This is a genomic window from Bifidobacterium sp. M0353, assembly GCF_016100645.1.
Taxonomy (GTDB): domain Bacteria; phylum Actinomycetota; class Actinomycetes; order Actinomycetales; family Bifidobacteriaceae; genus Bombiscardovia; species Bombiscardovia choladohabitans.
Genome location: NZ_JACFSB010000002.1, coordinates 105,502 through 116,749, shown reverse-complemented (window position 1 = coordinate 116,749; position 11,248 = coordinate 105,502). Strand labels below are relative to the sequence as shown.

The window sequence follows — 11,248 nt, the reverse complement described above, 5'->3', positions numbered from 1 at the left end:
CAGGGTTGATTGCATGATTCACCTCTTTCGGCTGTCATTCACCGACTTCCCATGGAGCCGGTTGAGCAGGGTGGTCATGATGGCATACAGACAGCTGCGTACTTGGTCGGGCAACAGACGGTAGCAGGCGCGGATGAGGATGTTTCTGACATATTGTATAGGGCTGATGAAGCCATCATGCAGAAAATCGGCTTGCAGGCGCAGCTCGTCCCGAAACATGCGCATGCCGCCCCTGCGGTGATACATAGCCGTATCGGATCGGTATAGGACAAGAGGTTCCTTGATGTTGCCGATATGTTCGCCGCTGACCAGCATGGTTTCCCAAAGACGGTAATCTTCAAAGCGCCCGGTATTCTCCGGATAACCGCCCACCTTGCACACGCTGGTTTTGCGAAATGCCACGCTGGGGTGGTGCAAAGGGGAATGCAGGGTGGCATATGTCCGAAGTCCGGATCCTCCTCCTGGCAGATAGCGAATCCGACCGGGAGTGTGCTCGTCGTTTGCAAACTCCTGGATGGCGCTGCCCAGGGCATCTAAACCCGATGAGGCCAACAGGGGGATGAGAATGCTGAATCTCGATGGGAGGGAGATATCGTCGCTGTCCGCCCGGGCCACCAGTTCGTACTTGCAGGACTTCAACCCGAGATTCAGTGCGTGGGCGAGTCCTCTGTTGGTCGGCAGACGCACGATTGTAAACTCGGGCATTTCCTCGGCCCTGTCGGCCTGAAGCAAGTGTCTCTTCAGCTCAGTCGGGTACTGATCAACCAGTTGGCCCAGTTCTTTGCCCAATGGACCATCGCGCACAATGACGACCTGATTGGGCATGAGGGTTTGTTCAATGGTGTCGGATTTCAATGCACGGGCAACGAAGGAGGGTGTGTCCCCGGCATAGACCGCCATCAGGAGGGAAAAAGGAGTGCGACTCTGGTTCCTTGCGCTCATGGCAGTGCGGCCGCCTTTCTTCGTGGATTACTGCGTCGATTCTACATGTGCCCGGCCAGCTCAGTCCTGACTGATCTGTCCTTCTCAATAGTTTCAGCCCCATGCCACGCATTTGGTCACGATTGTTGGTTCGGACTTGGCTGTAGCAAGACTTGCACTTCCAGCGACTCGAAGTTGTACCATCAGGCCGATTGAAGATCAAGGAAAGGTGGGACTGTTATGACTGTTGAGAACAAGACAGTGCTTATCACCGGAGCTTCTTCCGGCATAGGTGAGGCCACGGCGAGGCTGTTGGCACAGCGAGGGGCCAAGGTGGTGCTGGGCGCTCGCCGTAAGGATCGGCTGGACACAATTGTCGACGACATCGTTCAGGCTGGTGGCCAGGCGGCCTCCATGGCGTTGGATGTGACCGATCGGCAGGCCAATGAGGACTTCGTGGCTTTCGCCAAGAAGCAGTTCGGTGGAGTGGACGTGGTATTCCTCAACGCCGGGCTCATGCCTAACTCGCCCTTGTCGGCCCTCCATGTGGACGAGTGGGATCGGACCATTGACGTCAACCTCAAAGGCGCACTGTACGGCATTGCTGCGGCCCTGCCGGAGTTCATCGGGCAGCGTCACGGGCAGTTCATTGCCACTTCTTCGGTGGCTGGGCTCAAGGCCTACCCGGAAGGAGCGGTTTATGGAGCAACCAAGTGGGGCCTGCGAGATCTGATGGAGGTGCTCAGGATGGAGTCCGCCCAGGAGGGAACACACATCCGTACCTCTACTATTTATCCTGCGGCCATTAAGACTGAACTGCTGGGGACCATCACGGACAAGCAGACCCTGGCCGATATGAACAAGACCTACGACAGCTACCAGATTGATCCCGAACGGGTGGCACAGGTGGTGGCCTTCGCCATTGATCAGCCTGAGGACACCAATGTATCGGAATTCACCGTAGGCCCCACCATTCAGCCTTGGTGAATTCCGCTGCCGCTGCCCTTAGTCGTCGTTGGAGGAAAACAGACGAATGCCCGCTTGGGCCATGGCCTTTCGGGCCTCAACGCCCTGATCCTCGCTGACCGGGACTGTCAGATCCTCGAAGACCGTGACCTGGTAACCGAGTTTCGCGGCATCCAGGGCGGTCTCCTTGACACAGTGGGATTCGGCGATGCCGACAACGTCCACCTGGTCGACGCCAGCTTGTGCCAGGGCGTCGGCCAGGGTGACACCGGATAATCTGGCTGCAGTGAACTCGTCCCTGCTCTGGATCCGATCGGTGTTGTCTTCGATGCCTTCGAATCCGGAGTAGGCGGCAGAATACTGACCTTTTTTGAAGTGATGGGCGATGCCCAGCCCTCGAATCCTGGGATGCAGCTCCGCCCCGGGTGAGCCGGCTACGCCGTGCTTGGGCCAGGTGTCCACAAAATCCGGGTGATCGGACCAATGGGATCCGGGTTCGATATGCCAATCCTGGGTGGTGGCCATGTAGGCGTAGTCGCCAGCATGGCCGTGGACATAGTCGGCGATTTTACTGGCTGTAGCGTTGCCTCCCTCGACTCCCAGCTCACCTCCTTCGCAGAAAGTCGGTTGAACATCCACGACGATCAAAGCCTTGGACATGGTGATTACTCCCTTGGTCGATGCTGACGTTAGGCAGAGAAAATACCAGTTGATGTTCCTCGAGCATTCCTCTTAGGTATCAGTCTAATTCTCGCAGAAGCGTCAGTCCTTCCATTTTGTTGCATGTGGACAAATATTGTGGCAAATCAGCATCCTGTGGACAGGATGACAAAGGAGGTGGAAAGGGAGAGTACACGTGTGATTGCGTGAGGCGGTTTCATACGGACTTTTGGGGGGTGTTTGCCTGGTATCCTAATTGCCAGGATTGTACGGGGTTATAGCAGGTGTTGCCAGGGCTGCCTCCTTCCGTACGATGACGGAGCGAGCATCGTTCCGAGGGAGGAGACGCGGGTATGGGAGTCAATGAGTTTGGGCAACCTATAGGGGACGTGATTTCGTTTGCCGGGGCCATGATGCCGGAGCCTGTCAACTTGACTGGCAGGACCGTTCTGGTAGTGCCCTTAAACGACAACCAAGGTGATGCTTTCTATGAGCGGATTTTCGGTCCGGATTGCGACGAATCCATCATGACCTATAGCACTCACGATCTTTTCCCTGACAGGCCAGCATTCGACTCAGGGTTCGCATCCATGACTGACAGTCGGGATCCTCTCTTCTTTGCTATTCTCCGCAAGCCGTCTGCACCCGAGTTTGGTGTCGGTCGGTCTGCAGGCCTGAAGGACGCGGATATACGCAAGCATGTGCAGCTTCATGATTCGTCGGACCTGTTGGGCATGTATGCCTTGATGCGCATTCGGGCGGATATGGGAAGCGTCGAGATGGGCCACGTTATCTACACCCGGGAGTTGCAGAGAAGCAGGCAGGCTACCGAAGCCCAGTATCTGATGGCTCGGCATGTCTTCGAGGACTTGGGCTATCGCCGATACGAGTGGAAGTGCGACAGCCTCAATGCGCCCTCCCGGGCGGCTGCGCTGAGGCTGGGATTCAAGGCTGAAGGCCGGTTCAGAAACGATATGGTCTACAAGGGCCGCACTCGGGACACGGATTGGTTTTCCATATTGGATAGTGAATGGCCGGCAGTGAAAGAGCGGTTGGAGACCTGGCTGGATGATGACAATTTCGATCAGGATGGCATGCAAAGGCGCCGTCTGCAAGATTGCTGAGCTAGCGCTGATCCGAATGCAGCCGCTTATGGTTGCACCGCGGCATCCTTGATAAAGCCGAAATAGGCATTCAAGGCTCGGGCTGTGGGAGTGTCATTGCGGTGCATCAGTGCCAGCGGAGCCCCTTCGAACAACACCTTGCCGCCCGCGCTTCCGGCTCCTGGGCCCATATCGATCACCCAGTCGGCCTGGCCGATGAAGCGCAGGTTATGTTCTATGACGATGATAGTGAGTCCTTTGTTGGTGATGAGTTTATGTAGGAGCGCAATCTGCTGCAGGATATTGGATTCATGCAGGCCGCTGGTAGGCTCATCCAAAATCAGGGTCTCATGAATTCCCTCCTTGAGTAGTCTGGCCAGCTTGAGGCGTTGCAGCTCACCGCCCGAGAGCGTATCAAGAGCCTGCCCAACGGATAGGTAAGACAGACCCACATCCTCCAGGGCCTTCATAGCTGGCCCCAGCACTTCACGATATTGGTGCATAGCCTCGCTGGCAGTCAGTTTCAGCACCTGGGCGATGCTGAGACCACGGTATCTGGCAGACAAGGTCTGCGTTGAATACCTGGTTCCATGGCAGCTTTCGCAGATAGTGCTGGTGTCGCCCATGTAGGCAATATCCAGGGTGACGACCCCCTTGCCCTTGCAGACCGGACAGGCTCCGGCAGCGTTGAATGAGAAGAGCGAGGGGGACTCGCCTGTGGCCTTGGCAAAGGCCTTACGCAGCGGGTCGAAGACACCCAAGTAGGTCAACAGGTTGGAGCGTCCGCTGGTCTTGATTGGTTTCTGATCCAGGAGTAAGGCCTCATGTTGAGCCATGAAGCCTTCCTTAATAATGGTGCTCTTACCTGAGCCGGCCACCCCGGTCACCACAGTCAGCATTTGCCGGGGTATCTTGGCGTGGGCTTCTCTGACGTTGTGGGCAGTGACCTTGTCTATTGTATAGAAGCCATGCGAAGGCACCGATGGTTCATTTACCACGCCTGGATCTCCCAGGGCTCTGCCAGTTGCTGTGCCGCTTCTCAGCAGAGACTGATAGTTCCCTTCAAAGACGATCCGTCCGCCTTCACTGCCTGCCCCTGGCCCCATATCGACGATATGGTCCGCAATGGCGATGAGCTCGGGGTCATGATCCACGATCACTACCGTATTGCCCTTGTCTCGCAAGCCCTCAAAGATTTTCTTGATCCCAGTCAGGTCATGGGGGTGCAAGCCAACGCTTGGCTCATCGAAGATGTATAGGACGTCATTCAAGGGGCTGTTCAGGCAGTTGGCGATTTTCAGACGCTGTCCCTCTCCTCCGGAAAGTGTGGAGGTGCCACGCTCCAAACTCAAGTAGCCCAGACCCACCGTTATCAGATTGGCTATCTTGCGTTTCAAGTCCTGCAGAATGGTCTCAGTCTGATCGTCATGAATCTTTCCAAGCCATTCCTGGAGGTCTGCCACGCTCATGGCGGAGCAGTCAGCTATGTTCAGTCCGCGGATCCTGGCTGAGCGCACCTTGGCGTTGACTCTGGCCCCCTGGCAGTCGGGGCACTGGGTGATTCGCGTAACCTCCTCCAGCTCATGCTGGTACTTGTCGTTGCTCTGGTTGATGAAGGTCTTGGTGATCCTGGGCACCAATCCCTCATACATGGCTGTCTTGTGCCAGTTGGGGCCAGGGTGTGCCGGTTTTTGCCTCTTGCCGTAGAGCAGGAAGTCGAGGTCATCTCTGTCCCACTCCTGTAGGGGCAGGTCGTTGTCAAAATAACCTGAATCCGTATACCTGGTCAGCCTCCAGCCGCCTGGCTGGAAGGTGGGAAAGTAGATGGCTCCCTGGTTCAGCGAGAGATCCATGTTGAGCAGGCGATCAAGCACCAGAGTGCGCACAGTTCCGAGTCCCTGGCAGATCGGGCACATCCCCGCAGGATTGTTGAAGGAATATGTCATGGAGTACCCGATGAAGGGCTGGGCCATACGGGAGAACAGCAGGCGCAGGGCAGTGTAGATATCAGTATAGGTGCCTACGGTTGAGCGAGCATTGCCCGAGAGCTGCTTTTGGGTTACGACAATGGAGAAGGGCAGGTTGTCGATTCGGGCGACTTCCGCAGGCTCATACTTGGGCAGGAGCTGCTGAATGTAGGAGCTGTAGCTGCGATTGATCATGCGCTGTGATTCGGCTGCCAGCGTGGAAAACACAAGAGACGACTTTCCTGAACCCGACAGGCCGGTGACCACGGTGATGGCCCGCTTTGGTATGGCCAGCGAGACTTGCTTGAGGTTGTGCGTGGAGGCCCGATCAATAAGAATGCACTCGGTCCTCATTGGGCGACTCGCTCCTGGCGTAGCTTGTTGATAAGCCTGTTGGCAAGAGTAGCGAACTCTTCCTGTTCGTCTTTGGACCAGACCTGTCGGGCATCTTCCTCAAGGGTTTTATGCTGTTGATCGATGATGTCAAGCATGTCCCGGCCATCCTGGGTCAGATTGGTCTCCAGCTCTCGCCGGTCGTGGGCGTCAGGCACCTGCCTGATGTATCCGAGATCGCGCAGAGTGCTGAGGTTCTTGGAGACCTTGGATCGGGTTATGCCGAGTCGCTGACCAATCTGTGAGGGCGTGGACGCTCCTGTGCGCAGAACGGTGAGGATGTCGAACTGTTGCCAGGTGATGTTCCCCGGGTTGACCCTGTTGCGCTCTGCTACGAATTCGCACTGCAGATACATGAGAGCATCGTAGAGGGAGGACGGATTATTTGATTTCATTATAGAAACTATATTATATCGGAAACTATTTATTGCCCGGATAGCTTGCTTTTCTCTGAATTCGTTCTTATCTGACTGTATTGACTGATGAAGCCACGTCTCAGGAGGTTCAATATTGGCCTTGTGTTGTTGAAAGAGCTTCTTGCATGAGAGTAGGCGTGTGTCTGCCTGGTGGATCCCTTGATGCGGTTTAGCAATTTTCTCTGTTGGTCGCTCCAAGGTAAAGGAGGTCTGTTGGACTAAAGGCTCATGATTTGTTGACAGCGGCGGTGGGATGGAGTGTCAACTTATCATCCTATCAGTATTGCTTAGCCAATCGGCTATGCAGAACGACGATACTGAGGCCTAAATGCTAGGTAAACCAGCATGCCCACCGGTCGGAAAGGCTGAGCTAAGGCTCTTCTTTTGCTCGAGCCCCCCTCCCCTCGTATTACGGAAGTTGTTGGATGGGTTTCTGTATTTCTTTGATTTGACAGCTGGGCCTTCTTTGTCAATAATGTAGCATGCTACATTTTAGGGAGGCGGTATCTTTTGGAGCTCTCGGAGAAGCGGCCAGAGGGACTGGTCAAAATAGCCAACACCCTGCTGGAAAAGCACATGAATGAGTGTGTGCGGAGCATCTTTCCCAATCTGACTGGTCCCCAATTTGTCATGGTCTATTACCTGTATGAGCATGAGGGCCTGGAGGTGACGCAGAAGACGGTGGGCGACAGGTTCCGTTTGAGCCATCCTACGGTTCGGGGAGTTGTCAAACGGCTGGTCAAGGCAGGATGGCTGACGGCAAAGCCGCAGAGTGATGACCGACGTCAGATGGTTCTTAAGCTCACCGGGCAGGCGCGGAGCGAGCTTGACGCCCACCAGGTCGAGATCCGGCATGTATTAGAGACCACGGGCAAGCTTGCCTTGAAAGGGTTCGATGAGCAGGAGAGTAAACAGCTGGTCGGCTACCTGGAACGAATCATTAGAAACATGGAATCCTGATCTGCTTTTAGTTGGATCACGCAGGCTTCGGCCCGAGCCGGTGAAGGACGGAGAGGATGCGGTATGAATAAGGATGGCCGCAAGAGGGAAGGCAGCCAAGGCGGGGCTGAGGGAAGTCGCACCGCGATGATGGGCACGCTTTTGGCAGGGGCTTTCCTGGCCTTGATGGCGGAGACCTTCCTTAACAATGCTCTGCCCACCATTATGGCGGAATTCCATGTGTCCCAATCCACTGCTCAGTGGCTGAGCACCTCCTATCTGCTGGTGGTGGGGCTGATGATACCCGTATCGGCTTGGGTGTTTTCCAACTTCCGGTCCAAGCACACCTTCATGGCCATGATGGCTATTTTCCTGACTGGCTCCCTGGTCTGTGTCTTTTCCGAAGGGCATTTCCCGCTGCTGTTGGCGGGCAGAATCATCCAGGCCATAGCCGCCGGATCGCTGATGCCTTTCATTCAGAATGTGGTGCTGCTGCTTTTCCCGCCGGATAGGCGCGGTGTGGCCCTGGGCATGGTGGGCCTGGTGGTGGCCTTGGGTCCGACGGTTGGCCCCACGCTCTCGGGGTTTGTTTTGGAGCACTGGTCCTGGAGGGCCTTGTTTGTGCTGCTTGCTGTCTTGAGCGCCGCGATTCTGGTGGCCTCGTTCTTCCTGGTCTATACGGTCAACCACCAGGTGAGAACTCGGCTGGACGTGCCTTCCGTAGTTTATTCCTGCCTGGGCTTCGGGCTCATTCTGTACGCCCTGTCGGCCATTGGGGACGCGGGCGGTGCGTCAGTGCTTGACCTGGGATTGCTACTGGCTGGTGTGCTGGTAGTAATCCTGTTCTGTCGGCGTCAGCTGCATCTGAAGTCTCCGCTGGTGAATTTGCGTGTTTTCATGAATGCCACCTTCAACCTGACCAGTCTGCTGAGCACCCTGAGCAACATTGCCATGGTCGGGGTGGAGCTGGTGCTTCCCCTGTACTTGCAGAATACGCGCGGGTCAAGCGCGCTCACCTCTGGTCTGGTCATGCTGCCGGGAGCCATTGTCATGGGCGTATTCAACCCACTTTCTGGTCTGATCTACCAAAGAATCGGGGCGAGGAGAATCGCCCTTTTGGGATACGCGGTGCTGCTGACCGGAACCTTGCCGATGATATGGTTCGGCACCACTACCAGTCTTATCGTGATCGCCTCCTGTTATGCTCTGCGCTTGGCAGGAGTGGCGCTGGTCATGATGACTACTTTCACCGAGGGCATCAACGCACTGCCTACAGAACTCACGGCCCATGGCAACGCGGCTGCCTCGACTGTCCGCCAGGTCGGCGGTTCACTGGGTACGGCCGTAGCCATGATGATTGTGACCATCGGCACTCAGCGCGGCAGTCTCAGCGGAGCCACGTCAGCCCAGGCACTCGACCAGGGCTACCAATGGGCCTTCATCTTCCTTATGCTCGTAGCCCTAATCGGTCTATGCAGCTCTTTCTTCCTTAAACCGAATAGAACTGCGACTGAGTAAGAAAGGTGTCTTTTCGCTTTCAAAGCAGGGACCGTTGCTGACATCGATTGGCTCATGATGCCAACGAGCAGGGATACAGGCATCGGTCATAATTTGATACTTAAAAAGGTATGACGCTTATTTAGATGTACGAAATGGAAATTGATATGATGCCGATCATTACATTTGCAGATCGTATAACCTTCAGTCTGCTGTGGATGCACTCAGCGCTCAGACCAGAAGAGGCGCCTATCAGCCTGTCCAGGAAGCGACCGGTGATTCGCTTAAGTAAGATCACCCGTCGCAAAGATCTATGTGTGCCAACTTGTAGCTGGTGACGGGGCTGAGCGTATCCTCTCTCGCATTTGCCGTAAGTCTTCAACGGCATGGCCTTGAACTTTCTTTGTCTCGCTCTGCTCGCAGCGTCTTGTCGTCTCCAGACATCCCTGTCTTGCCAAGTACTTAGGTGATCAGGCGCCTTATCGTAACAAGACCGCCTAGCTCGCTATAGTAAACGACCTGCTAAGACCAGACAAAGTGGAAAGGAACAGGATAGACAGCGAAAAGGATGGTGATGCCGAAATTGCGCATACAAAAAGAGTCTTGGGTCACTGTCCAAGACTCTGCTGGCGGAGGATACGAGATTCGAACTCGTGAGGGCGTGAACCCAACACGCTTTCCAAGCGTGCGCCATAGACCACTAGGCGAATCCTCCAAGGCTGCAATGAACGGGGCCGTAGCCTACGTGACCCTGATCAAGGCAACTAGGAAATAGTAACACAGGGCGGGGATTGCAGGCCAGTCCAGACGTGTCGCCGACAATTCCCGCCCTGTTCCTGTGTTACTTGATCTGATCCATGGAAAGGCCAAGAGCTTCGGCCACGCGCTGGCCGTAGTCGGGGTCAGCCTGGTAGAACTGCCTGGTCTCGAGAACCTGGATCTCCTGGTCATCGACGGATCCCAGGGTGTTCTTGATGGTCTGGATCAGGCGGTCCTTCTCTTCCGGGCTCATCAGCCTGTAGAGACGGCCGGCTGCGGAATAGTAGTCCTTGTCATAGGGGCGGGAGTATTCGGTCTGCCCTTGGACGGCATCGCTGTGCATTTTGGCATCGTTGTCTTCCACGGGGCCGCCCTTGCTGTTGGGCTCGTAGTTGACCGATCCATCCTGACCCTGGGACATGAAACCGTCCCGCTCGTAGTTGTGGACCTCGCTGACCGGGCGGTTGATGGGCAGCTGTTCGTAGTTGGCGCCCAGACGGTAGCGCTCAGCATCCTTGTACCCGAACAGGCGGCCCTGCAGCAGCTTGTCGGGCGAGGGCTCGATGCCTGGAACGAAGTTGGCGGGGGAGAAGGCGGCTTCCTCCACATCATCAAAGTAGTTGGTCGGGTTGGTATCCAGCACGAACTCGCCTATCTCAATGCGCGGATAGTCCTTCTTGGAGACAACCTTGGTCACGTCGAAGATATCGTCCTTGTAGTCCAGTCCCTCCTGGTAAGGCAGGATCTGCACGCAGACCTTCCACTTGGGGTAGTCGCCCCTGTCGATGGCATCGTAAAGATCATGCAGGAGGAAGTCCGTGTCCTCGGAGGCGACCTTGGCAGCAGTCTCGTCGGTCATGTTCTTCACGCCCTGCTCGCTCAGGAAGTGGTACTTGACCCAGAACTGTTCACCCTTCGCATTGACCCACTTGAAGGTGTGGCTTCCGTAGCCGTTCATGTTCCGGTAGCTGGCCGGGTTGCCCCTGTCGCCCATCAGATAAGTCACCTGGTGGACAGACTCGGGGGAGTGGGACCAGAAGTCCCACTGCATCTCCTGGCTGCGCAGGTGTGTGGCCGGGTCCCGCTTCTGCGAGTGGATGAAGTCGGGGAACTTCAGGGGGTCGTTGACGAAGAATACGGGGGTGTTGTTGCCCACCACGTCGTAGTTGCCTTCCTGCGTGTAGAAGCGCAGGGCGAAGCCACGCACGTCGCGCAGGGTGTCGGGATAGCCGGATTCGCCGGCCACCTGGGAGAAGCGCAGCAGGACGGGCGTCGTCTTGCCTGCTCCGTTGAATACGTCGGCCTTGGTGTAGGCGCTCATGTCCTTGGTCAAGGTGAAGGTTCCCTTGGCTCCGGCTCCCTTGGCGTGGACTACGCGCTCTGGTATGCGCTCGCGGTTGAAGTGGGCCAGCTTTTCGAGGAGCTGGTAGTCCTGCATGAGGATGGGCCCCCGGGTGCCCGCTGTCTGGCTATGGTTGTTGTCTGCCCAGGGCTGCCCTTCGTTGGTAGTAAGTTTGTCGTTCATGTCTGCTCGATTCCTCTGACACCTATGATTTTCGCGATTGACGGTCCCATGCGAGCCAGGTCTGCGACCCAGCTCCTGGTCGACTGTCCGGTCGCTGATGGC

The 11,248-nt window shown here is 56.2% G+C and carries 9 protein-coding genes and 1 tRNA gene; 4 read left to right on the top strand and 6 right to left on the bottom strand.

Translation table 11 applies throughout. The features are described from left to right. Positions 1–18: 18 nt before the first annotated feature. Entirely contained in the window at positions 19–942 is a 924-nt protein-coding gene (locus H3V04_RS06180; protein WP_198183607.1) for a glycosyltransferase, read from the bottom strand. Positions 943–1,161: 219 nt separating this feature from the next. On the opposite strand from H3V04_RS06180, the gene H3V04_RS06175 reads away from it, so the two are divergent. Beyond that, complete coding sequence (locus H3V04_RS06175) at positions 1,162–1,908, top strand: SDR family oxidoreductase (protein WP_198176897.1); 747 nt, start codon at positions 1,162–1,164, stop codon at positions 1,906–1,908. 18 nt (positions 1,909–1,926) lie between these two features. On the opposite strand, the gene H3V04_RS06170 is transcribed toward H3V04_RS06175, so the two are convergent. Beyond that, positions 1,927–2,547: an isochorismatase family protein gene (locus H3V04_RS06170; RefSeq protein WP_198183609.1), complete on the bottom strand. Its 621-nt coding sequence runs from the start codon at positions 2,545–2,547 to the stop codon at positions 1,927–1,929. Positions 2,548–2,900: 353 nt separating this feature from the next. On the opposite strand from H3V04_RS06170, the gene H3V04_RS06165 reads away from it, so the two are divergent. Then, a complete protein-coding gene (locus H3V04_RS06165; protein WP_232342607.1) occupies positions 2,901–3,671 on the top strand; it encodes a GNAT family N-acetyltransferase in 771 nt (256 codons plus the stop codon). Positions 3,672–3,697: 26 nt separating this feature from the next. Here H3V04_RS06165 and H3V04_RS06160 read toward each other — a convergent pair whose 3' ends face one another. Together H3V04_RS06160 and H3V04_RS06155 are read right to left on the bottom strand one after the other, a co-directional pair. Continuing rightward, positions 3,698–5,971, bottom strand: coding sequence for an ATP-binding cassette domain-containing protein (locus tag H3V04_RS06160; protein ID WP_198183613.1), 2,274 nt, complete (start codon positions 5,969–5,971; stop codon positions 3,698–3,700). Next, positions 5,968–6,405 (bottom strand): MarR family winged helix-turn-helix transcriptional regulator, encoded by a 438-nt coding sequence (locus H3V04_RS06155; protein WP_198178630.1) that lies wholly within the window; start codon positions 6,403–6,405, stop codon positions 5,968–5,970. The genes H3V04_RS06160 and H3V04_RS06155 overlap by 4 nt, the downstream gene beginning before the upstream one ends. Before the next feature lie 531 nt (positions 6,406–6,936). Here H3V04_RS06155 and H3V04_RS06150 point away from each other — a divergent pair. Both H3V04_RS06150 and H3V04_RS06145 read left to right on the top strand, forming a co-directional pair. Next, a complete protein-coding gene (locus H3V04_RS06150; protein ID WP_198183615.1) occupies positions 6,937–7,386 on the top strand; it encodes a MarR family winged helix-turn-helix transcriptional regulator in 450 nt (149 codons plus the stop codon). Between the two features lie 63 nt (positions 7,387–7,449). After that, positions 7,450–8,883, top strand: a complete 1,434-nt coding sequence (locus H3V04_RS06145) for an MDR family MFS transporter (RefSeq protein WP_198176891.1) — start codon at positions 7,450–7,452, stop codon at positions 8,881–8,883. 606 nt (positions 8,884–9,489) lie between these two features. On the opposite strand, the gene H3V04_RS06140 is transcribed toward H3V04_RS06145, so the two are convergent. After that, positions 9,490–9,577: transfer RNA gene (locus tag H3V04_RS06140), tRNA-Ser, on the bottom strand. 126 nt (positions 9,578–9,703) lie between these two features. Beyond that, positions 9,704–11,146, bottom strand: a complete 1,443-nt coding sequence (locus tag H3V04_RS06135) for a catalase (RefSeq protein WP_198183617.1) — start codon at positions 11,144–11,146, stop codon at positions 9,704–9,706. Positions 11,147–11,248: the final 102 nt, after the last annotated feature.